This is a genomic window from Tautonia sp. JC769, assembly GCF_040717455.1.
In the GTDB taxonomy this organism is placed as follows: Bacteria; Planctomycetota; Planctomycetia; order Isosphaerales; family Isosphaeraceae; genus Tautonia.
The window spans coordinates 24,052-48,627 of record NZ_JBFEFH010000039.1 but is presented as its reverse complement, the minus strand read 5'-3'; the positions used below and the strand labels follow the sequence as shown (position 1 = coordinate 48,627).

Genomic DNA, 24,576 nt, shown 5'->3' with positions numbered 1-24,576 from the left:
CTTCCCATGGAACGACTCTCCGACGATGGATTGCCTGGATACCCTTCGCCGTCCGGGCGGGCGATCTGGCATCGTCTCGATGTCCTGGCACTCACGCTCGCCCTGGCATTGCTGGGCTGGTTCTCGTACCGACGCGTTCATGATCGGGACGTGCCTCTCTCTATCGTCCGACAACTCCCCGGCCGGTTGGACCGGCTTCGGCCCGGGATGACAGAGCAAGAGGTCTGGCAGGCACTCGGATTGGGCCGGCACCGGCCCGAGCCCACCGTCGGAGGAGGCCCGGTCAAGGAGTTCGGGATCACTTATAGCCTTCGTCAGGACTGTGGAATCACCCTCTACCGGGACGGGACGGACGGGACAAACCACATCGTTCGCGTCCTTCTCCATAGATGGCCCGAAGGAGTGGTTGGCGACCGCCGCCTAACCTCGCTCTGCAGCGGACCCGGCCCGCCATCGAGCATTCTGGTATCATCAAGGATTCCCTCGGCGGGCCGTTCCGCTGAGCATTAACGACGATGAAGCCGGGGGTGGGTCAAGCGGGAGGCGGAAGATTCTTCGGGCAGTGGCTCAGCTCCTTCGCCGGGGGCAGTCGCATCGAGAATCGCCGTCGGATGCACTCGACTCTCCGAGGTCACGGCCCGGGGGCCGGCCTCATTCATCCGATACGGCCCGCCGCTCATTCGTTAGGTCGCGGGGTGGCCCGGACAACTCGGCGGGGTGGCACTGGCGGGTGATGGGTGCTGATGTCTGGGTGCCACTCTACGCCGTTAACCTTGGATGCGAATTCCCTCACACCAGATGACCCGTTTTTCCCAGTTCTCCCAGAGATATGCTGAGGTTTCCGCTCGTCCTGTGAACGAAGGCGAAACCGGGAAATGAGGCAAACCCGGAAGCCTGGATCAATTTCTTCAGCAAACAACTGTCAAATCAGGGCTTACGTCGCTTGATGGCGGACTTGCCCATAATGGTTAACGGCGTAGGGTGCCACTGGCTCTGCCAGTGCTCCGGTCCGGCCCGGCACTGGCAGAGCCAGTGGCACCCAGAGGGGCGGCCGACCGACCGCCTCACCGCGCTCATGGCCTCTGATGTCAGGAGCGCACCGTGGACGGGCCGTGGTAGGGGTGGGGGTTCCGTCGCGCCGCTGCGGACCCGGGCGCCGAGGCGGCTCCTGGTACCATCAGGGCGGTTCTCGACGGGGTGGTCCGCCGAGCTTGGTTGTGTGAGGCGGCTGATTCCTCGGGGCGTGCCGATGTCGAGCTGGAGGCGAGGCGATCTGGTCGAACTCGACGGCCTCCTGGCCGTCGTCGTGGGCGTCGCGGGCGATCGCAACGTCTCCGAAGGTCACGTCGCCGTTTGGTTCGGCGATCCGCGTGGCGTCCGCACGTCGGAGGGCGGGCCGGGCGGGCGGCGGCCCGAGGTCGTCACCGTCCCGGCCGAGTTCCTCGTTGCCGCGGCCGAGCCGGTTTGGCACCATTGATCGGCGCCTCGCCTCGCGCCGCGGCGGACCGGGGCCGCCGCGGCGCGTGCCGGTGGGCCGGGGCGTTCCCCAGGCGGGCGGGTCGGCGGGGCCGGGGCGAGAGGCGGCGGGAGGACCGGCCCATGGATCGACGGGAACTCGCCGAAGAACTGCGCCGGCTGCCGGTCGAGGAACTCGTCGCCGTGCTCCGCGACGTCTTCGAGGCACGCTGTCCCTTCCCGGAGGAGTCGGCCTTCTGCCGCAGCAGGTTCTTTCTGGGCGTCGCGTCGAGCGACCTGGAGTCCGACGGCGGCGAACCCGAACGGTGGGGGCCCTGGAGGATCGAGGCCGTGGCGTCTCCCGACCCGTCGCACTACGGCGGATCGCTCGGGCCCGGCTGGGGCCTCTGCCAGTCGGGGGGGTGCGGCGCCTGCGGGGTCGGGGCCCGCTCCAACGTCAAGAACGGCATCTGCGCCGTGTGCGGGGCCGCCGTCTTCATGACATGAAAACGCGCGGGCCTCGGCACCGCGCCCATGGCCTCGGCGGTCTCGGGCGCGCCGTCGACGGGCCGAGGCAGGGGGAAGGGGTCCTGACCGGGCTCGCGGAGGAGGAGTCGCGAGGGAGGGGCGGTGCCGCCTGATGAGGCGGGTACCGGCGGTTGCGAGTGTGTCGAGAGTGTGAAGGCCGGCTCGGGCGCCAGGGGCGGCGGAGCGTTCGTGTGGCGAGGGATCGGCCGCGGCGCGGGCGTGACCGGTGCAAGCGGAAACGGCCGAAGAGATTATGGAATCGGAGTGCATGATCCATCGGCATGAATCGGGAAAAATAATGCGGCAAGTCGAAGAGAATCTTGTGCCGAAGGAGGGAGCGTGCTAACGTGACAATTCTGATCGATGCTTCGAAGGATTTCTTGATCCACACTTTTGACAGACCAGTTTCCGTCCGGGCCGTTCTGGCCTGAAGGACTGGAGTGCCGACCTCTCGTTTTTTGGCAACACGAAGAGGACATTGACACATGCGCACAAGCGTGCGAATGACGGCGACCGCGGGTTTTGCGCTGGTGTTGAGCGTCCACCTGATCGGTTGTGGTGGAGACGGTCTGCCTCGCGAAGGGGTGTCGGGGACGGTGACCCTGAACGGCCAACCGCTGGAGACGGGGATCATCACCTTCGTCCCGGAGGATCCCAACACGCCGACGCAGGGTGGGACGACGATCGCCAACGGCGCGTACGACATCCCGAGGGCCCAGGGGCTGGTCCCGGGCCAGTACAAGGTGATCATCTCCTCGGGCGAGGGTTCCGAGGAGAAGCCGGTGGAGGATCTGGGCGAGTTCGGGCCCGGGATGCCTCCGGTGCCGGCCGAGGAGGCCATCCCCTCGACGTACAGCGGCAACACGGTGCTGCAGGCCAACGTGACGGCCGGGGGGGACAACCGGTTCGAATTTACCCTGGCCAAGTCCGGGGGTGGAGGAGGCTGACGGCCGGGATCTTCGGGTTGGCCGCCCGTGCATGCGTACGCGATGCGGGAGGGATGCACTGAGCCCGGCCGAGGGGGATCGGGCCCCCGGTTCCGGGTCGGCTTCGCGCCGATCGGATCGTCCGGGGCCGTCGCCCGCGTCGTTCGGACTTCCTCTCCTTTGTTTTCCCTGTCCTATCTCGATCGGTTCGATTTCACAGTCCCAATTCTTGGGAGGTATCGACCATGCCACGTTCCCGTCGTGGGTTCACGTTGATCGAATTGCTGGTGGTGATCGCTATCATCGGCGTCCTGATTGCCTTGCTGCTGCCCGCCGTCCAGAGCGCCCGCGAGGCGGCCCGTCGCGCCCAGTGCACCAACAATCTGAAGCAGATTGGCCTGGGGATGCATAATTATCACGACACGCATCAGGTGTTCCCCGCCGGCGCGAATTCGTGCTGCTGGGGGACCTGGATCCTGTACACGCTGCCCTATGTGGAGCAGCAGGCGTTGTACAATGCCTGGAACTTCGGCGGCCGGTCGTACGACACGACGGCCACGTTCCGCTACGCCGGCCCGCTGAACGCGACGGTCTCGTCGACCCGGGTCAAGGCGTACCTCTGCCCGAGCGACGGGCAGGCTGAGAACCTGACGAACATCGGCCCGACGCTCAATGGGCAGAAGTTCGCCACCACGTCGCAGAACTACGTCGTCAACTACGGCAACACCGTGACGGACCAGCGGGCGACGTATGACAACGCGATTTATCCCGGCACACCCGTTCAGTTCGGCGGGGCGCCGTTCTCGGACCTCTTCGCACCCGGCACCGGCACGGGCGGGCGCAGGGTCTACGGGATCAATACCATCAACGACGGGACGACCAACACGCTGCTGGTCTCGGAGGTCATCGTGGGGACCGGGTCGGGCGGCGGGGCGTACAGCGCGCCGTATGACCTGCGCGGGTTCTCGTGGTGGAGCAGCGCGGCGGTCTTCTCGGGCCTGATGCCGCCGAACACGAGCTACCCGGACGTGACCGAGAGTAACTCGTACTGCATCTACCCGTTCCAGAATAACCCGCCGTGCACGGGCCCGACGACCGAATTGCCTCGGGTGAACTTCGCCCGGAGCGAGCACCCCGGCGGCGTGAATGCCGCGATGGCCGACGGCAGCGTCCGGTTCATCAAGGACACGATCGCCATCCCGACGTTCCGGGCGTTGTCCACGACGCGCGGCGGCGAGATCGTCAGCGCGGACCAGTTCTAAGCGGAGCATCCGCCGGTGACGCTGACGGTACCGGTCCTGGCCCCCTCGCCCCGCGATTGGCGGGGAGAGGGGTCAGCGGCCGGATCGTAAGGCGTGGCGTCCGGGCAGGGTGCCCCCTCGCCCGGCCTGCGGCCACCCTCTCCCCCGGCACGGGGGAGGGGGGAAACCGTGCAAGCGCCGGAGGATTTGCCGGCTCCCGTGCATCTCCTCTCGTTGTGTTGACGTGTGGTGACGAGGTGGAATGGGGGCACGCGAGGGCATGGCCACGAGGGAGTGGGCATGGCGAAGAATGTGTGGCTTTCTAGTGTGATCACGCCGGGATTTGGCAGGACGGTCCGCCGAGCCGGGGCGTGAGGCGGCGAGGCGGTTGGCGTGGGCGAGGGTGCAGCGATGGCGGATCGGGCGGCGTTGCAGCGGCTCCGCGAGGGGCGGTTCTTCAAGGGGTGGGACGGGGCGGTCGCGTCCGACCGGGTCGAGGCGTCCGAGGCGAGCATGAGGCAGTTGATCGACGCCCTGCTCGCGGCCGGGCCGGAGATCGACGAGGACGAGGCGCGCGACGCGGTCGGGGACTGCATCGATCGGTTCAACGAACTGGACGACGAGGGCTGGATCAATACGATCGAGCGCGAGGAGATCGCCGAGCAGATCGGCCGGGTGGTGGGCCTCTGCGGCTTCGAGTTCGATGAGGACTGGTTGGACGAGCGGGATTGGTGAGACAGGGGGACGGCCCCGGTCCCGGTCTCGTCGCATCCTGGGCGGGACGTTGGCCGCGAGGCGGTGGATTCGGGGCGGGGCCGGGGCGGACGGCCTGCGGCCGGATCAGGAACGGGGCAGGGTTGCCATCTGGCGATCGTGGCTGGCGTTGCGGTTGGGGTGAGGTTCGGAGGCGTGGTTGAAGTCGATCGTCAGGGTGAGTCGGCCGAACTCCAGGCGGATGTAGTCGAGCAGGGCGTAGGCGACGATGGCCACGCCGATCATCTCCAGGAACTCTTCGAGGAGTGTCATCACCTGGTAGCCGACCTCGCCGAGGGAGGGCCGGAGGACATGGTGGGCGAGGATCTCGCACACGACCCCACCGGCCACGAGGGCGCCGCCCCCCAAGGCGAAGAGCCATCGCGTCCGAGACGGCAGGCGGAGATAGAACCGGAGCGAGACGATCGCCAGCAGGATCCCGGGGAGGATGTAGGCATAGACCCAGATCGCCCCCCCCCAGGAGGCGGAGCCGAGTGCCCATTGCTGGAGCTTCATGCTCAGGTGGTTGCCCACACGCTCGTGGATGGCGGCCGTCTCGTCGATCGAGAGCAGGCAGACGACCAGGGCCAGGAACCACCAGAACCGTGCCGAGCGGTCGCCCCGGCGGCGGTGCTCGGCGCCGATGACGACCATGAGCAGCGAGCAGAGCGTCAGGGCCAGCGACGACCACCAGGTCGGCACGTTCGCGTCAAGGCCCACGTCGAACAGGTCCGAGAACCCGAGCAGGCGACCGTGCCCCAGCCCCAGCGCCAGGTACTGGATGAGGGCGGAGATCAGCGTCAGGGCGACCACGATCGCCGCCAGCCACACGAACGTCGCTCGCGAACATATCGACACTTTCATATGATAATCAAGAAATCTTGTTCCCAATGTGTTTCAACGACGGGGGCGGCATCGTCGTGAGCCGCCGAGTCTTTCGCCCTGCAGGACTCGCGGCGGGTTACCCGGGAATCATTTTCACAAAAATATCGCACAATCTTCCTCAAGTCGGCAGCCCACTGTCAATGCTCTTGGGGGCGATCTTGCGTCGCTATTGGGTGCGATCTTGCGTCGATCCGTGCGACACCCACCCTCGCTGCAAAAATCGCGCCAGAATTCCAGGGGCGGGGGGGTCGCCTCGGTTTGATGAAGACGTCGAGGCGGGGGGGACGGGGCGTCTCGGTTGCCGCGGGGAGAGGGCGGCCGGGGGGTCGACTGGTCGGCGGCGGGTGGCCAGTTCTGGTGGGAAATGGGCCGGGGGCCCGTCGCTCGGGGGGGAGCGAAGGGCCCCCGGGATGGAAGTGGCGGGGCGAGGTGGGAGGGGCGGGGCCGGGGGCGGCCCGGGGTCACCCCTTCGACGGCCGGTTGCCTCCCGAAGATTTCTGTCCTTGGCCGGGGCGGTTGGACTTGGGGTCGGGCCCCGAGGAGGAGGACGAGGCGGAGGAGCCCGCGCCGGCGGGTTCGGGGGCGGTGCCGTTGGCGGAGCCGGCCTCGGCGGGGCGGTCGGAGTCGTTGTTGACGACCTGGCCGAAGTAGTCGGGCATCTTCACGCCGCCGATCTCCTGCATGATCTGGAGCATCGGGGGCAGGGTGTGGGCCATGTTGCGGAGGAACCCGGCGGTGGCCCCGGTGCCCGAGCCGTCGCCGTTGTGGCCGTTGGCGCCGCCATCCCAGACGACGACCTTGTCGAACTTGATGTTCGAGATGGCCTGGGCGGCGGTCTCGGAGAGCTTGTCGAGGTGTTCGAGCATGAGCATCTGGAAGGCGGCCTGGGGACCTCCGCAGGCGTCGACGATGGCCTTGAGGCCTTCGGCCTTCTTGGCGAGCTGCTCGTACTGGCCGCGGGCCTCGGCCTCGAGCTGGGCGAAGATGGCGTCGGCCTCGGCGCGGGCCTCGAGGCGTCGGCGCTCGGCGGCGGCCTCGGCGTCGACGATGATCCGGGCCTTCTCGGCCTTGGCCTGGGCCTCGAGCTTGGCACGTTGCTCGGCCTCGACCTTCTCGGCCTCGGCGAGGGCGGCCTTGGCCTGGGCGCGGTACTGGGCCTCGGCGACGGCGGCCTCGGCCTCTCGCTTGCGGGTCTCGCCGATCTGGTAGGCCTCGGCCTGCTTGACGTTCAGCTCGGCGTTGCTGGCGGCGACCTTGGCCTTGGCCGAGTTCTCGCCGGAGATGGCCTGGGCGTCGGCGTCGGCGAGCTGGACGCGCATGTCGCGCTCGGCCTGCTTGACGCTGGCCTGCTGCTGGAAGCGGGCGGTCTCGACGCCGACCTGCTGGGCCCGGCTCAGCTCGGCGACCTCGAGGGTGCGGTCGCGTTCGGCGGTCTTGGTGCCGATCTCGCGGAACTTGTCGGCGTTGGCGACCTCGACGGCCTGCTCCTGCTGGGCCTTGGCGACGCCGATCGAGCCCTTCTTCTGCTGCTCGGCGACGTCGATCTCGGCCTGGTTGACGGCCGTGCTGGCGGCCTTGCGACCGATGGCCTCGATGTAGCCGGAGTCATCGGTCAGGTCGGTGATGTTGACGTTGATCAGGACCAGGCCGATCTTGTTCAGCTCGGGTTCGAGGGAGAGCTGGATGTTCTCGAGGAACTTCTCGCGGTCGCGGTTGATGTCCTCGATCGTCATCGAGGCGATGACCTGGCGGAGCTGGCCGAAGATGATGTCGCTGGCCTGGCTGCTGACCTGCTCCCGGCTCAGGCCGAGCAGGCGGATGGCCGCGTTCTGCTGCACCTGGGGGTCGGAGCCGATGGCCACGGTGAAGACGCTCGGCACGTTGACCCGGATGTTCTCGAACGACAACGCGCCGCGGAGCGGGATCTCGATCTGGATCGGTTCGAGGCTGAGGTAGTCGTAGTCCTGGAAGATCGGGAAGACCAGCTCGCCGCCGCCCTGGACGCACTTGGCGGCCTGCTTGCCCGAGCCGGCGCCCCACTTGACCAGGATCTTGTTGGAGGGGCACCGCTTGTAGCACCGGAGCGCCGTCGTGACGATGCTGAACAGGGCGATCGCGAAGATGATGAACCCGACGATCCACCAGTTGTTCGCTTCGAGGTTCGCGCCCAGGTCTCCCTGGGCGATGAGGATTGGAGTCGGCAGCGTCATCATGGACACGTCCCCGGGTCAAGGTTGCCAGTCGGAACACATCAACGAGGCGTCGGCGGCGGATCGGTCGCGGGCACGCCGGCCGTCGATCGATCAGTCGGCGAGCGAGACGGTCTTGGCCACATAGGCCGATTGGGAAACGACTTCGAGCGTGCGGTCGTCGACGGCGTGGACGACGACGACGGCCTCTCCGGGGCGCAGCTCGGGGCCGGAGGTGACGGCGCGGACCTCCTCGGATCGCCCCTGGACGGTGACGAACACCTTGCCGACGCCGCTGTTGTCGCCCGGGACCTTGAGGTAGACCCGGCCGACCGAGCCGACGGCGTTGGCCATGCTCAGCGAGCCGCTGCCCTGGAGCTTCCGCACGCCGGCGAAGGCGAAGGCGAGCACCGCCGTGGCGAGGGTGCCGAGGACCGACGCCGAGGCGAGGCTGCCGAGCGTCGAGACGCCCGAGCCCTGCGCCGCCAGGCCGCCGACCCCGAAGAAGGTGATGAACGACACGACGCCCTGGAAGGTGATGCGCCGGGCGATGTCGGAGAAGCCGCCGGCGTCGTGGCCGACGGTCGACTCCGGGCTGTCGCCGTCGGGCAAGTCGGGCAGATCCAGCCCCTCGCCGCCGAGGTCGCCGCCGACGCCGAGCAGGGTCAGCAGCAATTGAAGCGTGAGGATCGTGCCGCCGACGATCGCACAGAAGAGGAAAAAGGTGTTCATCGTCCTCGCTCCCAAACGGATCAAGACGCCGAGGGTTCCCTGGTCGCATCAACGGTGAGCTGGGAAGGATCTTCGCCGCGAGCGGTCGGATCTTTCGCAACTTGCTCGGCTTCCGCCACCTCGGGAATCGACCCAGGCGATCTCCCAAGCATAGCCGACACAATCGCCCGATGCGTCGCAGTCTCCGAACATCCCGGCGCGGGGGCAACCGGCCGGCAGGGTCTCGGGGGGTTTTCGGAGGGGGGGGGCGATCCCGAATTCGGGAAAACATAGGGGGTCGAGCCGCCCGAAACGCGTAACCGCTCTGGACAGTCGGGGCGGGGCGTTGTATCGTCCCCGCACCCATCCGGCCAGGCCACCCGCCCCCAGGAGACTTCGCCGCCGAGACGGCCCGCCGCCCGCCTTCCTTGCCTCGGGGATCGCCACACGCGACCGCCCCGAGGGGGCGAGACGCGGGGCGATCGCGGTTTGCGCGGGGCGTGCCGGGGATGGGGGAGGGATGATCGGATCGGTTCGGGACCGTCTGGTTCGGTTCGGTGTGGATTCGGGAACGGAGAGAGGGATGCCTGCGACCGCCCCGCCTCGCAAGAGCTCGATCGGCCGATCGGCCCTGACCGACGCGGCCTTGCCGGTGGCGATCGTCGGCGCCCTGTTCGTGCTGATCGTCCCGTTGCCGCCGGGGGCGCTCGACCTGCTGCTGGCCGGCAACATCGCGCTGGCGGTGCTCGTCTTGCTGACGACGCTCTCGGTGCGGTCGCCGCTCGAATTCAGCGCCTTCCCGACGATCCTGCTGACGACGGCCCTGTCTCGGCTCGTCTTGAACGTGGCGACGACCCGGTTGATCCTGACCCGCGGGGGCGAGCACGGCCTCGACGCCGCGGGGGGGGTGATCCAGGCGTTCGGCCGGTTCGTGGCCGGGGACGAGGTGATCGTCGGGGCGGTGATCTTTTTGATCCTGGTCGCGATCCAGTTCCTCGTGATCACGAAGGGGGCCGGGCGGATCGGCGAGGTGGCGGCGCGGTTCATGCTCGACGGCATGCCCGGCAAGCAGATGGCGATCGACGCCGACCTGCACGCCGGGGCGATCGACGCGAGCGAGGCCGCCCGACGCCGGGCCGAGGTGCAGCGCCAGGCCGACTTCTTCGCCAGCATGGACGGCGCCGGGAAGTTCGTGCGGGGGGACGCCGTGGCGGGCCTCGTCATCACGGTCATCAACATCGTCGGCGGGCTGGCGATCGGCGTGATCCGGTCGGGGATGGCGCCGATGGAGGCCGTGGACGTGTTCACGAAATTGACCATCGGCGACGGCCTGGTGGCGCAGGTGCCGGCCTTCCTGACCTCGCTGGCCGCCGGCCTGATCGTCACGCGGTCGTCGGGCGAGACGGATCTGGGGCAGGACGTGGTCGGCCAGCTGCTCGGGCGGCCGGAGGTGCTGGCGGTGTCGTCGGGGACGCTGGGGCTGCTGGCCTTCACCGAGCTGCCGATGGTCCCCTTGCTGACGATCGCGTCGGCCCTGGGGGCCGGGGCGTTCGTCGTCGCCCGATCCCGAAGTGAGGAGGAGCACGCTCCCGAAGTGCCGGGGGCGGTCGCGGGACCGATGCCGGGCCGGGCCGCTCCGGAATCGCGAGCGGCCGAGGCGATGCCCATGCGGGAGGCCGAGGGCAGCGCAACGGTGGTGGAAGGGCCGAGCGAACGGATGGAAGACCTCCTGCACGTCGACCCGCTGGAGCTGGAGATCGGCTTCCGGCTGATCGCCCTGGCCGACCCGACCCGGGGGGGCGACCTGCTCGACCGGATTCGGCACGTGCGGCACCGGGTCGCCCGGGAGCTGGGCCTGATCGTGCCGCAGGTGCGGATTCGGGACGAGATGGGGCTGACGCCGAACGACTATCGGATCAAGATCCGGGGGGTCGTCGTGGGGCAAGGGACGGCGTTCGTGGGCCGGTTGCTCGCCGTGCCCCCCGCCGGCCTGACCGGCCCCCAGGTGCACGGGAGAGACGGGATCGACCCGGCGACGGGCCGGCCGGCCGTCTGGATCCACAGCGACGGCCGGGACGCGGCGGAGCGCTCCGGGTGCCGGATCATCGAGCCGTCGGCCTCGATCGCCGAACACTTCGGCGAGATCGTGACGAGGCACGCCGACGAGCTGATGACGCACGAACAGGTCGGGCGGCTGCTCGACCGGGCGCGGGAGACGTCGCCGGCGCTGGTGATCGAGGTCGTGCCGGGGATGCTCCGGGCCGGGGAGGTGCAGCGGGTCCTGCAGAATCTCCTGCGAGAACGGGTGAGCGTCCGGGATCTGGAGACGATCCTCGAAGCCCTGGCCGAGCACGCGGGCCGGACCCGGGACATCGACGAATTGACCGAGTGCGTCCGCCGCGCCCTCGGCCGGCGGATCACGCAGCAATACCTCGGGCTCGACGGGCGCCTAAGGGTCGTGACGGTGGATGGCGCGCTCGACGCCCGGCTTTCGCGGGCCGCCCGGGAGAACGACCGCCCGGCCGAGGCCCTGGGGGACGACGCCGCCCGGGGGGTGGTGCGGGCGGTGGCCGACGGGGTGGCCGCGGCGGTGGCCGGCGGGGTCCATCCGGTGATCCTCTGCTCGGCCGAGTCGCGTCCGGTGCTCAAGGATCTGACCCGGGCCGACCTGCCCCGGCTGGTGGTGCTCAGCCGCCGCGAGGTGCCCCGGGACACGCCGATCGAGATGATCGGCACGGTGGTCGAGCAGGCGGAAAGCCCGGCCGAGCAGGCCGCGGCGCCGCCGGAATCGATGCTGACCCATTCGACCAGTTCCAGCCCCATCCTTCGGGGGCCTCACGTGGCGATCGGCCCCCGGGCGGGGTCGGGGTCGGGGTCGGGAGCGGGGTCCGGCTCCGTGCCTTCGGACGAGGCAAGGTCAACGGACTCGTGGTCGGGAGGTCATCGGCCGTGACCCGCGAACGGTTGTTGAAGGGGCGTTGCGGCGCGGCTGAGCAATGCCCCCCTCACCCGGCCTGCGGCCACCTTCTCCCTCGGTGGGGGCGAGGGTTGGGAGAGGGCGGAAACACGCAGTCGGCCTTTGGCCACCCGCTCCCTCGAAAGGGGGCGAGGGTCGAGATCCCTCGCTCGCTACGAAACGCCGAACCGCTTCTGTCCCCCTCTCCCCGCTCGCGGGGAGAGGGCCGGGGTGAGGGGTCTGGGTTCGGATCGCGAGGCGTGGCGTTCGAGTCGAAGGCCCCCTCACCCGGCCTGCGGCCACCCTCTCCCCCGAAGGGGGCGAGGGTTGGGAGGGCCAGGCGACTCGATACGGGCACGCGGCCGAGGGTTTTTCAAACGTGGGGAGGAGGTGGGAGGCTCCTGAGGTTCATCGTCGGTTAGGCGTTTCGTTTTCCTTCTTTTCGTTCGTCGCTCGATGCGAGTGTTTTCCCCTGAAAGGGATCCCGGACCATGTCCCCGACCACTGCCCGCACCTATCGCGCCGGTACGCTGAAGGAGGCCCTGTCGAGGGTCCGCCGCGACCTGGGCGGTTCGGCGGTGATCCTGGGGACCCGGGAGGTGAGGCGGCGCCGGCTGCTCGGCCGGGGGGATCGGGAGCTGGTCGAGGTGACGGCGGCGCCGGCGGGGCGTCACGCGGATCGGCCGAGGGTCGACCTGCCCGGGGCGGGCCGGGTCGGGACGGGGGCGATCGGCGGGGACGGGGAGGAGCCGGCGCCCGTGCCGGGCCGGCCGAAGCTCGATGATCGGCTCGGCCGCCTGCACGAATCGGTGGCTGAACTGAGCAAGGCGGGACGCATTGAGCACCTGTTAATCGACGTGCCGGCCTGGCTGGCGACGACCTACGCCCACCTGCTCGACCTGGACGTGCCCGAGCCGATGGCCAGGCGGCTGGCCCGGCTGGTGGCCGATTCGGTCGAGCCGGACGAGGTCCACCGGCCGGAGGCGCTGGCCGATGCCCTCAGGCGGGCGGTCGCCCTGAACCTGTCGGTCGCCCCGCCGATCGCGGGGGTGCCGGGGGCGCGGCGGGTGGTCGCCCTGGTCGGGCCGACGGGGGTGGGCAAGACGACGACCGTGGCCAAGCTGGCCGCGAACGCGAAATTGACGCTCGGCCTGCGGGTGGGGCTGGTGACGGTGGATACGTACCGGATCGCCGCGGTCGAGCAACTGCGGACGTATGCCGAGATCCTCGACCTGCCGCTGGCCGTGGCCGACACGCCGGATCGGATTTTGGGGGCGCTTTCGGACCTCGGTTCGGTCGATCTGGCCTTGATCGACACGGCGGGGCGCTCGCCGCGCGACGAGGTGAAGATCCGGGAGCTGGCCGATTTCCTCGCAATGGCCCGTCCCGACGAAATCCACCTTGTCCTTTCTGCCGTCTCCGGCGAAAAGAGCCTCCACGCGGTCGTCGAACGGTTCGGGCCGCTCGGCTTCGACCGCCTGATTCTGACGAAGCTCGACGAGGCGGACCGCCTCGGGGCGCTGCTCGGGGTCGTCTCCCGGGCCGGCCGGCCGGTCAGCTACCTGACGACCGGCCAGGGGGTGCCCGACGACATCGAAGGGGCCGACCGCGACCGCCTGGCCGCGTTGATCCTGGGGCAGGAGGCCGTCTTCGGATGATCACAGGACCGAACACGCGGCCGCGGAAGCCGCCGTCGCCGCCTCCGTCGCCGTCGCCGCCCGTCCCGTCCGGCTTCCCGAATCCGAGTTCCCGACCGATCGGAAGCACGACTCACCCCGAACTGAACCCACCGTCCGAGGGATCGCTCATGTCGGATCAAGCTGATGGTCTCCGCTCGCTGTTCAAGAACCGCGCGACGCCCCCGGGCCTCCGGGCCGATCAGGCCGCCTTGCCGGCGCCGCCGCACAGGGCGAGGACCCTGATGATCACCAGCGGCAAGGGGGGGGTCGGCACCTCGAACCTGACCCTGAACCTGGCCGTGGCGCTGGGGGCGATGGGCCGGCGGGTGGTTTTGATCGACGCCGACGCGGGCCTGGCGAACCTGGATCTGCTCTGCGGCCTGGCGCTCGACCGCGACCTCGGCGACGCGATGGGCGACGACCGGCCGCTGGCCGGGACGATCGTGGACGGCCCGGAGTCGATCCGGTTCCTCTCCGGCGTGCACGCCGCGAGGGCCGGGGACGAGGCGGTGGACCGCGCCCGCGATCGCCTGGCGGCCGAATTGCCGGAGATTTCGCGGGAAACCGAAGCAGACTTCATCCTGATCGACGGCGGCTCGGGCCTGGGGCCGAGCGGCTCGGCCCTGGCCGACGTGGTGGATCAGGTCGTGGTGGTCGCCTCCCCGGAGCCGACCGCACTGGCCGATGCCCAGGCGGTGGTCGCCCGGCTGCGACGCCGGCCCGGCGGCGGCCCGCCGATCCGATCGGTGATCGGCCAGGCCCGGTCGAGCGCCGAGGCGATCGAGGCGCTCGACCGATTGGCGTCGGCCTGCCGGTCGTTCCTGGGAGCCGCCGTGCGGCCGATCGGCCCCGGCTTCGTCCGGTTCGACCCGAAGGTGCCGACGGCCGTGCGCCGTCGCCGACCGTTTTTGCTCGATGCCCCGGGTTGCGAAGCCTCTCGCTGCATCAAGCGACTGGCCCGCGCCCTGGCCGCCGAGGCCGACGAGGCCCTCGGACTGGCCCCCCAACGTCCCGGCTTGCTGTCGGCCCTGACCGGCCGCAAGTCGCCCAAGATGGCGGTTCGCTGAGTCGAGCCCCGTCGGCGAGTCTGGGTCGGTTCAGGCGGGTCGCCGAGCCTTCCCGGGGTCTCACCGGCGGAATTTCGCGAAAGCGATCTTGCCAAAAAAAGAATTGAGTGAGAGGTTCAAGCCGGTTCGTCCGGTTGTCCGATAAAGAGCGTGAGAGCGGATCGTTCGGACTGGATCGGAGGAGTGAAGTGATCTGCGGGCGGTTGGCTCGCGAGGTGGGGAGCGGGACGGGTCGGGGGGCGTGACACCCCTCCGGCACGGACTTCCCCTCGCCCCTGGGCCGGTCGCGACCCGCTGATCCCCTCACGATTGGGTCCGGACGCACCTCCCGCCCCGACGCCCCGCAGTGGCGGGGTGGACCAGGCGGGTTGACCCCGGCGGCCAGGACGGCGCCCGGGCCTCTCCGCAGACCCCCGACGGAGGTCAAGGATGACAGCCAAGGTGGACGTGGATGTCGCTGAACTCTGGCGACAATTCAAGGAACACCCGACCACCGACCTGCGGAACCGGCTCGTTGAGCGCTATCTGCCGCTGGTCAAGTACAACGCCGAGCGTATCTGGCAGCGTCTGCCCGAGGGGGTCGATCTCGACGACCTGATCTCGGCCGGCGTGTTCGGCCTGATGGACGCCATCGACGCCTTCGACCTGACCCGGGGCGTCAAGTTCGAAACCTACTGCGTCCCTCGCATCCGCGGCGCGATGCTCGACGAGCTGCGCACGATGGACTGGGTGCCGCGGCTCGTCCGGGCCAAGGCGACCAAGATGGAGGAGGCCCGCAAGGCGCTCGAGGCCGAACACGGCCGCCCCCCCACCGACCGCGAGCTTGCCGAGAAGCTCGGCCTGAGCATGGCCGAATACGAGAAGATGGCCCTGGACGCCAACGCCGTCGGCCTCATCTCGCTGAACAAGAAGTGGTACGAGACCGACAGCTATAAAGACGTCCGCGAAATCGACATCCTGGAAGACAAGAAAGGTGAGGACCCCACCGGCCGCCTGCAGCGCAAGGACCTGATGCGCATGGTGACCAAGGGGCTGAACCGGAACGAACGCCTGATTATTATCCTGTATTACTATGAAGAACTGACGATGAAGGAAATTGGCGCGACGCTCGACCTGTCGGAGTCGCGGGTCTCTCAGATGCATTCGTCGATCATCCAGCGGCTCCAGTCGCAGCTGAACGGCCGCCGCCCCGAGTTCGGTACCTGATCATTCGTCGGCGGGTTCCCTCAGGGGACCTCAGGCAGAATCCCGGCCGATGCGGCCTCCGGATCCCGGCGGCCCCCATCGGTCGTGCACTCATCGCATCCTTCCCGCAGGCCCCGTGCGATGCTCACCTCTTGAGCGTTGCATGGGGCCTGTGTGTTGGCGCTGGCGGGACGAATGCTCGGCTGATTACGGGGCGATCGTCAGGCCGAGCGCCACGAATTGCGAGGGGAAGAAGGCCATCAACTGATTATCGGCCATGAGGATGAGGAGCTTCCGGCCGTCGGCCAGGTCGGGCCCGAAGGCCATGGCCTCCAGGTTGGTCGGGAGGAAGCCTTCGAGGGTCCCCAGGTCGAGCAGGAGGCGCTTGCGGACCGGGACGAGGTCGGCCAGGGATGCGATCGAGGGGGCGCCGAGGATGTTGGTCGCCCCGGCGTTGGACGCCTCGTAGAGGCGGACGGTGAACCCCGAGCCGGTCGAGAAGGACCGTTCCAGGGCGAGCCATCGGGATTCGTCGATCGCCAGGAGTTCGACCAGGCCGGCGACCTTCGCGCCGTTCTTGCCGGCGATGGGGTCGGCTTCATAGACGTATTCGGCGGTCGGTGCGCCGGAATCGGCGTCGAAGCGGAGGATCCGGCAGGGGGAACCGTGCTCGACGCCGGCGGCGGGGCCGTCCTGGTGGAGGGCGTTCTCGGTCGCGGTGTCGAGGAATCGGCCGCCGGGGATGATGGTCAGGGACTCGAACGCGAGGTTGCTGCGCACGCCTCGCTTCGGGTCCGCCCCGGGCAGATAGGCGGTCGGCACGTCCATGCTGCGGCGGTAGCGGCCGGTCGCCCCGTCGAACCGATCGACCGACGGCGGGACGGGAGGGGAGGCGTTCGGCATCCCCTCGGCACTGATGACGATGTCTCCGGAGGGGCCGAGCGCGATGCCTTCGGCGTCGACGGAGCCTTCCGGCACCCGGGAGCCGTCGGCCCGGGTCAGTTCCAGGACCCCTTCCAGGCGCACGCCGCCGGGCTTGAGTCGGCCGTCGTCCAGGTCGATCGCCAGGCGATAGGCCCGCGGGGCGGGCATCCCCGGCGCCCCCTTGTCGTCGGAGATGGCGAGATAGGTCCCCTTCGCCCGGTCGAAGGCGATTCCTGACAGCCCGCCGACGCGTGTCCCGTCGACGGTGGCGTTGCCGGGGAGCGTCGCCTGGCCGAGGAAGGTGACCTCGGAGACGATCGGCGCGTCGTTGACCGGGGAAGCGCCGACCGGCCCCGCAAGGACGAGGAGCAAGGCGAGGGCAACAAGGTCGCGTCTCATGGATGACAGCTCGATGGTCTGGTGCTGATTGTCAGGCGGATGGGGACACGAGCGATGGTGCGCCCGTGCCCCTCCCGGGTGTCCTTGCCTTCACCCCGAAGCGGCGGGCGTCAGGCCCCCGCGCCGGGGCGGCCGGCGACCTCGCGGACGCGGCCGCGCTGGCGGCGGGAGGCGATGGCGTTGACGGCGTTGATGTAGGCCAGGGCGCTGGCCTCGATGATGTCGGTCGAGGCGGCGCGGCCGCGGAAGTCGTGGGCGTCGCTCTCGACGGCGAGTTCGAGGGTGACCTCGCCCTGGGCGTCCTTGCCGCGGGAGACGCTGCGGATGGCGAAGTCGTGCAAGGAGGCGCGGACGCCGGTCACGCGCTCGACGGCCTTGAAGATGGCGTCGACCGGCCCGGCGCCGATGGCGGCGTCCTGGACGATCTCGCCGGCGGGGTTGCGGATGCAGACGGTCGCCGTGGGCAGGGTGTTGGTGCCGGTGGTCGTCTGCACGCTGATCAGCTCCCAGGCCTTGGGCACGTCGTCGCCGATCTGCTTCTCGATGAGGACGGCGAGGTCCTCGTCGTAGACCTCCTTCTTCTTGTCGGCCAGGGCCTTGAAGTCGTCGAAGACGGCGTTGAGCTGCTCCTCGGTGAGGTGGAAGCCCAGCTCGACGGCGCGGTCCTTCAGGGCGTGGCGGCCCGAGTGCTTGCCGAGGACCAGGTCGGTCTTGGGCACGCCGACCTCCTCGGGCTTCATGATCTCATACGTCGAGCGTTCCTTCAGCATCCCGTCCTGATGGATGCCGGACTCGTGGGCGAAGGCGTTGCGGCCGACGATCGCCTTGTTGCGCTGGATGGCGAGGCCGGTGATGGTGGTCAGCAATCGGCTGGTCGGGAAGAGGCGCTCGGACTTCACGCCGGTGTCGACGCCGTAGAAATCGTTGCGGGTCCGCAGGGCCATGACGATCTCCTCGAGCGCGGCGTTGCCGGCACGCTCGCCGATGCCGTTGATCGTGCACTCGACCTGTCGGGCGCCGGCCTCGACCCCGGCGAGGCTGTTGGCGACGGCCATGCCCAGGTCGTCGTGGCAGTGGACGCTGATGACGGCCTTCTCGATGTTCGGCACGCGTTCCTTGAGGGTCCGGATGACCCGAGCGAACTGGACGGGGGTGGCGTAGCCGACGGTGTCGGGGATGTTGACGGTGGTCGCCCCGGCGTCGATGGCGGCCTCGACCACGGCGCAGAGGAAGTCGATCTCGGTCCGGGCGGCGTCCTCGGGGCTGAACTCGACGTCGGGGCAGTAGCCGGCGGCGCGCCTCACCCCGGCGACGGCCCGGTCGATGATCTGGTCGGGGGTCATCCGCAGCTTGTGCTCGCGGTGGATGGCCGAGGTGGCGAGGAAGACGTGGATGCGGCCCTTCTGGGCGAACTGGATGGCCTCCCAGGCGCGGTCGATGTCGCGGTCGTTGCAGCGGGCGAGGGCGCAGATGGTCGGTCCGGCCACCTCGGTGGCGATGGCCCGCACGGCCTCGAAGTCGCCGACCGAGGCGATCGGGAACCCGGCCTCGATGACGTCGACCCCCAGGTCGGCCAGCGCCCGGGCCAGTTCGAGCTTCTCGGCGTGGGTCATGCTCGCGCCGGGGGATTGCTCGCCGTCGCGGAGCGTGGTGTCGAAGATCCGGATGCGTGCGTCGTCGGCCATAGGGGGGCCTATCCTCTCTCGTCGTGCTCGAAGGGTTCTGAAACGATCAACGGCCGGCGGGGTCGATCGAACCGAGTGCAAGGCAGGGTCGGAACGCAAACAAAAAAAGCCCCGAGATCCACCGGCCGGGTGGGTCTCGGGGCTCCGTCGAGTCTCGTGTCCTGTGCGACTCGTACCGACGACGCTCCCTACACCCCCACCCGGCCCGTAAGCAACAGGCTGAGTGCCAGGCTCGGTCGGAGGCCCAGCAGCAGGAGGTTCGAGGGCGTCGGCATCAGGATCACGTCGATCGGCTCGTGATTGCATCAAGAAAAAAGACGTGGGCGACGCCAATCATCTGGCATCCCATCGCCACGTGTCCTGATCGTACGGGCGATCGTCTGCGATCGTCAACAGAAAAAAATTCCAGAGGAATCAGCCGAGCCTGCCGCGCGATCCGGAATGGTCGGCGTAGGTGGGCCAGGTGGGCTCGTAGCCGTCGACCGCTTGCAACCCCCAGCCCGACCAGCCGGGGCGGGTCCCCCTGGCGAACAGTTCGAGGTAGGGGCCGGCCGAGCAGGCCTCGATGATGGCGTACTGCTCGTCGGGCTTCCGGCTGTGCTCCTGCTTGCGCGAGGCGAACAGGTTGACCTGCCGTCGCCCGGCCTCCCGGGTGCGGGCGTGTCGGCCGCGGACGCCGAAGAGGAGCAGCTCGGTGACGTTGCGGAAGTAGAAGCCGACGCCGCGGCCGTCGCTGCCGCCGTCCTTGCGGACCTTGTGCCAGACGAGGTTGGCCTTGTAGCGGAACCCCCACGATTGCATCACCCGGAGGCCGTCGGGCAGGAGGGCGTTGGGCACCCAGAGATAGAGATGTGCCGGCTCGTCGACCACCTGCTCGACGGGCAGGGCGGCGATCGCGTCGAGGGTCATCGTCTCGTAGCGATTCAGGCGGCGATGCTCGGGGGCGACCTTGCCGGTCCGGTTCTGGAACTGCCAGGGAGGGTCGGCCAGGACCGTCCGGAACCGAGTCGCCCCCGCAAACCCGATCAGATCCCGACACCCTGTTTCCGTCTCCATCCGCCGATCACCCCGGGGCCGGTCCCGTTGGCTTGACTCTGATTCGCGACGTGACAGTCTACCCCACCGCTGGCGACCGTGCCGGGGGCCTCGGCCTCCGGGCCGTTGCCTCGCCGATCGCGGCCGAGCCGCCGGGCTAGCCGACGAACGTGACGATGCGTCCCCCCGGCTCATACAGGCTGCCGTTGGGCAGGGCGAGCAGGCCGTCGGTCTTCCGGGCCTGTGCCTGATGGCGGTGCAGCGCGAAGTAATGCAGGGCCTCGTCGGTCATCTTCCGGATGGTGCCGTACTTCTGGCCATGCTTATGAAAGTGATACGAGATATTGCAGACGACCTCGTCGAAGGCACCGTCGGAGGTCTGGACGGGGGTGAAGGAGCGCGCCGACCAGCTCTGGCGGATTTCGGGGGTCATCGCGGCGGCGACGGCCTTGAGCTGGAGCAGCGACTTGCCGCGCTGGACGTCCCGGAGATATTGCAGGAAGGCGGTGCGGTTCCGGGGCGACTCCCCGCCGTAGAGGAGCGATTCGACCTGGTCGCGAGACATGGCGATGACTCCGTGATGGTCGCGAGATCCTCCGAGCACACGTCATCCGGCGTCCGGACCGGGGTGTCGACCCGGGGGAGCCGGGCGAAGCGGTCCGATCAGGCCCACTCGTTGTCGAGCGGCGTCTCGTCCGGGGATTTCGTGCCGTCCGCCCGATGCCGCAGGTCGATCCCATACGCGAGGAGGGCGGAGACGCCCGCGATCCCGCCGCCGAGGTAGGCGAGCCGGGTGCCGAAGCGTTTCTCCCCGGCGGTGGGGGGTGCGCCGGCCAGGGCGGTATCGAAGCAGATGACGATCCCTTGCAGGGTCAGGAACAGGCCCAGGTAGGCGGCCCAGACGGCCGCGACCTCGGCGGGCCGTTCGAGACGCCCGGTGGCCCCGAGGACCGCGTACCCGAGTCCGATGACGACCAGGGAGGGGTAGCCGATCAGGAGGGCCAGCGGCAGGAGGATCGGGCAGACGGTCGTCAGCACGAGGACCCCGGCCAGGATTCGGAACGGCCAGCGGAGCATGCCCAGGCCCCCTTTGCTTCTGTTCCCGCTCGGCTCAGGGATCGACGTTCGCCGGGGCGTTTGCCCGCGGTGAGGCGCCCATCGGCCGGCGACCGGGTCGAGACGCACCGGACGCGTCTTTGTCAATTATGGGGGTTGATCCCGGGCCGCTCAAGCTGCCGGCGAGGACCCCGGGGAGGCGGATCGAGGGGGGGACGCGGGGCGAAGGGGGCCCGGGCGAGGCCGCAACGCCCGGCGACCCGGCCGGAGTCCCCCTCGGCCGGCCTGGCGGCCGCCCGCTCCCCCGAAGACGGGGGGGCGAGGGCAGCGTGCGTCAGATGGCCTCGGCGGACGAGGGGGCGGAGGGGGCGTCGATCGGGGCGAGGCGGCGATCGCGGGCGGCGCGGCGGCGGGAGCGGAGGGAGGGGTCGCCGTCGTGCTCGCGTTGCTCCTCGCGGCGCTCGTCGGGGGTCATCCGGAGTCGGGCGCGGAGCCGATGGGACTGGATCGCGTAGTGGGCCAGGCCGAGGGCGAGCATGGCCAGGCCGAGCTGCAAGAGGGTGCCGTGCAGGGCAAGAGCGAGGGATCGGAGCATGGCCGAACGGTCGGCCGAGGCGGCGGCGATCGGGGGTTCGAACCGGCCGAGGGATGATCGGATCAGGGCCCAGGTCAGGGCGATGAGCACGGCGGCCCGCAGGAGGGTCCCCAGGGCGCGGCCGAGGCGATCGACGGGCGAGCCGCCTCGCGCCCCGGGGCGAAGCCGGGCCGGGTCGGGCAGCGCGAGCGACGGGGCGAACAGGCCGCCGAGCTGGAGCTGGTGCGCCAGGACCGAGGCCAGGACCGGGGCGACGAGCACCCCCAGCATCGGGAAGGCGACGGCGGCGAGGGCCGATCGGACGTACCCGGCGAGCAGGCGAGGATTGGCGGCGAGGGCGGGGGCATCGCCAGTCAAGGCCCCCTGGAGCAGGTCGAGCAGGCCGTCGACCAGCGATGGCCCCGAGACGCCGAGGGCCGCGGCGGCGGCCAGGATGCCGACGCTGGCCGTCAGCTCGGGGCTGTGGGGCACCATGCCTCGCTCGCGAGCCTCGCGGAGCCGCCGGGGGGACGGCTCGAGCGTGCGATCCTCGGACATGAAACACCCCTTCCATCAGATCAAGACCGACACACATCCCAACAGGTCGGAGCCGCAGGCCCGGATGCCCCGGCTAGACGCCGGGCAAGAACGCGAGCCAGGACGAGGCGAGCCCGGAGAGGGCCCAGGAGAGGCCGATCAGCAGGAGGATCAGGCCGATGGTCACGCGGACCGAGAGCCAGGTGGTGAAGCCCGACAGCGCGGGGGCGCCTCGGATGAGCACGCCGACGGCGAGCTGGGCCACCAGCAACGACACGGCCACCGGGGCGGCCAGCCAGAGCGCCAGGCCGAGGGCCTGGCCGACGGCGAGGAAGACGGCGCGAGCCGTCTCGGCCTCGACCCCGGCGGCGATCGCGGGGGTCGGCCCCTCGGGGGCAGGGAGCCCGAGGGCGTAGCTGTCGGCCAGGGCGATCGTCAGGCGGATCGGCCCGTCGATGGCGGCGAAGGTGGCCAGGGCGATCAGGCCGAAGAAGGTGGCGAGCGGCGTCTCCATGCCTTCGACCGAACCGGGGGTGAGGGACGAGGCGGCCGAGAGGCCCGCTTGCAGGCCGATCACCTCGCCCGCCAGCCGCGCCGAGGCGACGATGAGGCCGGCCCCGACCCCCAGCACGGCCCCGAGCGCGACCTCGATGAGGACCGAGCCGCCCAGGGCGAACGAATCGTCGGGCGGGGTGATGCCGGGCCCGACCATCGGCAAGACGGCCGAGGCGATCAGCACGGCCGCCGCGAGCCGGGTGCGGGCCCCTGCCCCGGAGGCCCCCGCCATCCAGGCGAGGCCCCAGATCAGGCCGCTCGATCGGGCGAGGACCAGCACGAACGCCGACGGCCCGCCGATCATGTCGTGCAAGAGGTCGGGCATGGGAATCTCAGGACAAAAAGGACCAGCGAACGAAGGGGAGGCGAGCAGGCGCCAGGGGAGCGTGCGACGGGCAAGGGGGAGCCGGCCGAACCGATCAGAGCAGGTCGGGGAAGCCGCCGAAGGCCAGCGAGGCGAAGTCGAGCCAGCGGGCCAGGAGCCAGGGGAGCAGGAGGACCGAGACGAGGGCGACCCCGCCGAGCCGGGCGACCAGGCCGACCGTCGGCTCGTTCATCTGGGTCATGGCCTGGCCCATCGCCGCCAGAACGCCGACGACCAGCGCCACCCCCAGAGGGCCGGCCGCGAGCAGGACGGCCACGCGCAAGGCTTCTCGAGTGACACCCAGCAGCACCGAATCGTCCATGACGGAGTCCCTCCGCTTCGTCCCTTGATCCCCGAGCCGCGACCGACGCGAGGCGGATCAGACGCCGGCCCCGGACGACCCGATCGCGAAGGTCCGCAGGAGGCCATCGGCCACCAGCCACCAGCCATCGACCAGGACGAACAGGGCCAGCTTCAGGGGCAAGGCCACCTGGGCCGGGGGCAGCATGATGAGGCCGGTCGCCGCCAGGACGGCCGAGACGACGAGATCGACCACCAGGAACGGCAAGTAAATGAGGAAGCCGATCCAGAGCGCCGTGGTCAGTTCGCTGAGCAGGAACGCCGGGGCCACGACCCGGAGCGGAGGCGCATCGGCCGGGGCGCCGGCCCCGTCGGCCTCGGACTCCGGCGGATCGACCGCGGCGGCGGCATGGACCGAGAGGGCGTCGAGATAGTGGCCGTGGCCGGTCCGGTCGATCTGGTCGAGCATGAATGCCTTGATGGGCCCGGAGCCGACCTGCCAGGCCTCCTCGGCCGGGAGTTCGCCGTCGGCGTAGGGCCGGATCGCGTCGCGATAGACCGACTCGGCGGCGGGGGCCATCACCAGGGCGGTCAGCAGGAGCGAGAGGACCGTGACCACCTGATTGCCCGGCACCTGCGGGCTGCCGATCGCCTGGCGGAGCAGGAGCAGGACGATATTGATCCGAACGAACGCCGTGGCCATCAACACCGCCACCGGCGCGAGCGAGACGGCGGCGAACAGGCCGACCGTCCGGGCGACCCGCTCGACCTCGGCCCGGGCCGTGGGAGGCTCGGGCGAAGGGTCGTCGGGGGGGGGCGGGGACGGCTCGGGCGGGGCGGCGGCGGGGATGACGTGAGGGTCGATCGGCCCGGCCTCGGCGCTCGCATTACGCTCGTCAAAGGGGGCCGCATCGGCCCCGATCCGGAGGATTGCGGTCGCCATCGGCGTGGCGTCGAGGGCGGGCGGCTCGGCCTCCTGGCCGAGGGCGGCGGGCGCGATCAGGAGGAGCGACGCCCATCCGATCCATTCGCGGGCAAGTTTGACGGGTGTTCGATTCATTTGCGATCTTCCCGCGACGGGTCGCCGGCGAGGGTCGGGTCGGGGGGCGAGGGGGAGGGGTCGAGTTCCCCGAGCAGCGAGGGCGCCCCTTGCGGGCCGACGCCGAGGATCAACGTCCGATCGCCGGCCCGGAGCAGGTAGACCACGTGCCGGCCCGTCAGGTGCGCCCGGCCGACGACGCGCAGGACGCCCGAGGCCCCCGCCGGTTTGAGGCGGTTGCCGAGCACGATGCCGACGCCGACGACCGCCAGGAGGGCCGTCAGGGCCAGGGCCACGGTCCCCGATTCGACGCCGCGCCCCCCCCTGCCCCGCAACCCTTCGGCCGCGGGGGCGGCGGGAGGGGAATCGGTCGCGTCCCGGGCGGGGAGCGTCGGCGAGAGGAGCAGGACGATCAGGACGACGAGGCTCGGCGGGGCCAGTCGCCCGGGCCAATCACGATTGAATACGCCTTGCATCATCATACGCCGGTCAGTCCGGGAGGAGCGTTAGGAGACGGAACGGGGAGGCACGCC

The 24,576-nt window shown here is 69.9% G+C and carries 22 protein-coding genes; 9 read left to right on the top strand and 13 right to left on the bottom strand.

What is annotated here, in order from left to right:
- Positions 1 to 1,219 precede the first annotated feature (1,219 nt).
- The 5 genes from AB1L88_RS25040 (at position 1,220) to AB1L88_RS25020 (ending at position 4,885) form a co-directional block, all read left to right on the top strand.
- On the top strand, positions 1,220 to 1,477 hold the full coding sequence (locus tag AB1L88_RS25040; RefSeq protein WP_367099443.1) for a hypothetical protein: 258 nt from the start codon (positions 1,220 to 1,222) through the stop codon (positions 1,475 to 1,477).
- Between the two features lie 122 nt (positions 1,478 to 1,599).
- Positions 1,600 to 1,962, top strand: a complete 363-nt coding sequence (locus AB1L88_RS25035) for a hypothetical protein (RefSeq protein WP_367099442.1) — start codon at positions 1,600 to 1,602, stop codon at positions 1,960 to 1,962.
- 506 nt (positions 1,963 to 2,468) lie between these two features.
- A complete protein-coding gene (locus tag AB1L88_RS25030; protein ID WP_367099441.1) occupies positions 2,469 to 2,930 on the top strand; it encodes a hypothetical protein in 462 nt (153 codons plus the stop codon).
- 224 nt (positions 2,931 to 3,154) lie between these two features.
- Positions 3,155 to 4,171 (top strand): DUF1559 domain-containing protein, encoded by a 1,017-nt coding sequence (locus tag AB1L88_RS25025; protein WP_367099440.1) that lies wholly within the window; start codon positions 3,155 to 3,157, stop codon positions 4,169 to 4,171.
- A gap of 390 nt (positions 4,172 to 4,561) precedes the next feature.
- Positions 4,562 to 4,885 (top strand): hypothetical protein, encoded by a 324-nt coding sequence (locus AB1L88_RS25020; protein WP_367099439.1) that lies wholly within the window; start codon positions 4,562 to 4,564, stop codon positions 4,883 to 4,885.
- Between the two features lie 105 nt (positions 4,886 to 4,990).
- Here AB1L88_RS25020 and AB1L88_RS25015 read toward each other — a convergent pair whose 3' ends face one another.
- The 3 genes from AB1L88_RS25015 to AB1L88_RS25005 all read right to left on the bottom strand — a co-directional run bounded on the left by AB1L88_RS25015 (position 4,991) and on the right by AB1L88_RS25005 (position 8,709).
- Complete coding sequence (locus AB1L88_RS25015; RefSeq protein ID WP_367099438.1) at positions 4,991 to 5,734, bottom strand: hypothetical protein; 744 nt, start codon at positions 5,732 to 5,734, stop codon at positions 4,991 to 4,993.
- 515 nt (positions 5,735 to 6,249) lie between these two features.
- Complete coding sequence (locus tag AB1L88_RS25010; protein ID WP_367099437.1) at positions 6,250 to 8,001, bottom strand: SPFH domain-containing protein; 1,752 nt, start codon at positions 7,999 to 8,001, stop codon at positions 6,250 to 6,252.
- A gap of 90 nt (positions 8,002 to 8,091) precedes the next feature.
- A complete protein-coding gene (locus AB1L88_RS25005; protein ID WP_367099436.1) occupies positions 8,092 to 8,709 on the bottom strand; it encodes a hypothetical protein in 618 nt (205 codons plus the stop codon).
- Positions 8,710 to 9,271: 562 nt separating this feature from the next.
- Here AB1L88_RS25005 and AB1L88_RS25000 point away from each other — a divergent pair.
- The 4 genes from AB1L88_RS25000 (at position 9,272) to AB1L88_RS24985 (ending at position 15,596) form a co-directional block, all read left to right on the top strand.
- Positions 9,272 to 11,641 (top strand): flagellar biosynthesis protein FlhA, encoded by a 2,370-nt coding sequence (locus tag AB1L88_RS25000; protein WP_367099435.1) that lies wholly within the window; start codon positions 9,272 to 9,274, stop codon positions 11,639 to 11,641.
- 494 nt (positions 11,642 to 12,135) lie between these two features.
- Positions 12,136 to 13,302 (top strand): flagellar GTP-binding protein, encoded by a 1,167-nt coding sequence (locus AB1L88_RS24995; RefSeq protein ID WP_367099434.1) that lies wholly within the window; start codon positions 12,136 to 12,138, stop codon positions 13,300 to 13,302.
- 149 nt (positions 13,303 to 13,451) lie between these two features.
- A complete protein-coding gene (locus AB1L88_RS24990; RefSeq protein ID WP_367099433.1) occupies positions 13,452 to 14,390 on the top strand; it encodes a P-loop NTPase in 939 nt (312 codons plus the stop codon).
- A gap of 429 nt (positions 14,391 to 14,819) precedes the next feature.
- Positions 14,820 to 15,596, top strand: a complete 777-nt coding sequence (locus tag AB1L88_RS24985; RefSeq protein ID WP_367099432.1) for a FliA/WhiG family RNA polymerase sigma factor — start codon at positions 14,820 to 14,822, stop codon at positions 15,594 to 15,596.
- Positions 15,597 to 15,782: 186 nt separating this feature from the next.
- On the opposite strand, the gene AB1L88_RS24980 is transcribed toward AB1L88_RS24985, so the two are convergent.
- From AB1L88_RS24980 to AB1L88_RS24935, 10 genes are all read right to left on the bottom strand, one after another.
- Complete coding sequence (locus tag AB1L88_RS24980; protein ID WP_367099431.1) at positions 15,783 to 16,898, bottom strand: esterase-like activity of phytase family protein; 1,116 nt, start codon at positions 16,896 to 16,898, stop codon at positions 15,783 to 15,785.
- A gap of 110 nt (positions 16,899 to 17,008) precedes the next feature.
- Entirely contained in the window at positions 17,009 to 18,583 is a 1,575-nt protein-coding gene (locus AB1L88_RS24975) for a 2-isopropylmalate synthase (RefSeq protein WP_367099430.1), read from the bottom strand.
- Between the two features lie 414 nt (positions 18,584 to 18,997).
- Complete coding sequence (locus AB1L88_RS24970) at positions 18,998 to 19,639, bottom strand: MT-A70 family methyltransferase (RefSeq protein WP_367099429.1); 642 nt, start codon at positions 19,637 to 19,639, stop codon at positions 18,998 to 19,000.
- A 136-nt stretch (positions 19,640 to 19,775) separates the two neighbouring features.
- Positions 19,776 to 20,183 (bottom strand): hypothetical protein, encoded by a 408-nt coding sequence (locus AB1L88_RS24965; protein ID WP_367099428.1) that lies wholly within the window; start codon positions 20,181 to 20,183, stop codon positions 19,776 to 19,778.
- A 98-nt stretch (positions 20,184 to 20,281) separates the two neighbouring features.
- Positions 20,282 to 20,695 (bottom strand): hypothetical protein, encoded by a 414-nt coding sequence (locus AB1L88_RS24960; RefSeq protein WP_367099427.1) that lies wholly within the window; start codon positions 20,693 to 20,695, stop codon positions 20,282 to 20,284.
- Positions 20,696 to 21,008: 313 nt separating this feature from the next.
- Positions 21,009 to 21,806, bottom strand: a complete 798-nt coding sequence (locus AB1L88_RS24955; protein ID WP_367099426.1) for an EscU/YscU/HrcU family type III secretion system export apparatus switch protein — start codon at positions 21,804 to 21,806, stop codon at positions 21,009 to 21,011.
- A gap of 73 nt (positions 21,807 to 21,879) precedes the next feature.
- Complete coding sequence (locus AB1L88_RS24950) at positions 21,880 to 22,665, bottom strand: flagellar biosynthetic protein FliR (RefSeq protein ID WP_367099425.1); 786 nt, start codon at positions 22,663 to 22,665, stop codon at positions 21,880 to 21,882.
- A 94-nt stretch (positions 22,666 to 22,759) separates the two neighbouring features.
- Positions 22,760 to 23,026 carry a flagellar biosynthetic protein FliQ gene (locus AB1L88_RS24945; RefSeq protein ID WP_367099424.1) on the bottom strand — a complete coding sequence of 89 codons (267 nt, stop codon included), beginning with the start codon at positions 23,024 to 23,026 and terminating at the stop codon, positions 22,760 to 22,762.
- A gap of 57 nt (positions 23,027 to 23,083) precedes the next feature.
- Positions 23,084 to 24,064, bottom strand: coding sequence for a flagellar type III secretion system pore protein FliP (locus AB1L88_RS24940; RefSeq protein ID WP_367099423.1), 981 nt, complete (start codon positions 24,062 to 24,064; stop codon positions 23,084 to 23,086).
- On the bottom strand, positions 24,061 to 24,525 hold the full coding sequence (locus AB1L88_RS24935; RefSeq protein ID WP_367099422.1) for a flagellar biosynthetic protein FliO: 465 nt from the start codon (positions 24,523 to 24,525) through the stop codon (positions 24,061 to 24,063). Before AB1L88_RS24935 ends, AB1L88_RS24940 begins: the two co-directional genes overlap by 4 nt.
- Between the last annotated feature and the right edge of the window lie 51 nt (positions 24,526 to 24,576).

Coding starts and splice junctions, on each gene's coding strand:
- AB1L88_RS25035 (WP_367099442.1), top strand. CDS start 1,600: ATGGATCGACGGGAACTCGCCGAAGAACTGCGCCGGCTGCCGGTCGAG.
- AB1L88_RS25030 (WP_367099441.1), top strand. CDS start 2,469: ATGCGCACAAGCGTGCGAATGACGGCGACCGCGGGTTTTGCGCTGGTG.
- AB1L88_RS25025 (WP_367099440.1), top strand. CDS start 3,155: ATGCCACGTTCCCGTCGTGGGTTCACGTTGATCGAATTGCTGGTGGTG.
- AB1L88_RS25020 (WP_367099439.1), top strand. CDS start 4,562: ATGGCGGATCGGGCGGCGTTGCAGCGGCTCCGCGAGGGGCGGTTCTTC.
- AB1L88_RS25010 (WP_367099437.1), bottom strand. CDS start 8,001: ATGATGACGCTGCCGACTCCAATCCTCATCGCCCAGGGAGACCTGGGC.
- AB1L88_RS25005 (WP_367099436.1), bottom strand. CDS start 8,709: ATGAACACCTTTTTCCTCTTCTGTGCGATCGTCGGCGGCACGATCCTC.
- AB1L88_RS25000 (WP_367099435.1), top strand. CDS start 9,272: ATGCCTGCGACCGCCCCGCCTCGCAAGAGCTCGATCGGCCGATCGGCC.
- AB1L88_RS24995 (WP_367099434.1), top strand. CDS start 12,136: ATGTCCCCGACCACTGCCCGCACCTATCGCGCCGGTACGCTGAAGGAG.
- AB1L88_RS24990 (WP_367099433.1), top strand. CDS start 13,452: ATGTCGGATCAAGCTGATGGTCTCCGCTCGCTGTTCAAGAACCGCGCG.
- AB1L88_RS24985 (WP_367099432.1), top strand. CDS start 14,820: ATGACAGCCAAGGTGGACGTGGATGTCGCTGAACTCTGGCGACAATTC.
- AB1L88_RS24980 (WP_367099431.1), bottom strand. CDS start 16,898: ATGAGACGCGACCTTGTTGCCCTCGCCTTGCTCCTCGTCCTTGCGGGG.
- AB1L88_RS24975 (WP_367099430.1), bottom strand. CDS start 18,583: ATGGCCGACGACGCACGCATCCGGATCTTCGACACCACGCTCCGCGAC.
- AB1L88_RS24970 (WP_367099429.1), bottom strand. CDS start 19,639: ATGGAGACGGAAACAGGGTGTCGGGATCTGATCGGGTTTGCGGGGGCG.
- AB1L88_RS24965 (WP_367099428.1), bottom strand. CDS start 20,183: ATGTCTCGCGACCAGGTCGAATCGCTCCTCTACGGCGGGGAGTCGCCC.
- AB1L88_RS24960 (WP_367099427.1), bottom strand. CDS start 20,695: ATGCTCCGCTGGCCGTTCCGAATCCTGGCCGGGGTCCTCGTGCTGACG.
- AB1L88_RS24955 (WP_367099426.1), bottom strand. CDS start 21,806: ATGTCCGAGGATCGCACGCTCGAGCCGTCCCCCCGGCGGCTCCGCGAG.
- AB1L88_RS24950 (WP_367099425.1), bottom strand. CDS start 22,665: ATGCCCGACCTCTTGCACGACATGATCGGCGGGCCGTCGGCGTTCGTG.
- AB1L88_RS24945 (WP_367099424.1), bottom strand. CDS start 23,026: ATGGACGATTCGGTGCTGCTGGGTGTCACTCGAGAAGCCTTGCGCGTG.
- AB1L88_RS24940 (WP_367099423.1), bottom strand. CDS start 24,064: ATGAATCGAACACCCGTCAAACTTGCCCGCGAATGGATCGGATGGGCG.
- AB1L88_RS24935 (WP_367099422.1), bottom strand. CDS start 24,525: ATGATGATGCAAGGCGTATTCAATCGTGATTGGCCCGGGCGACTGGCC.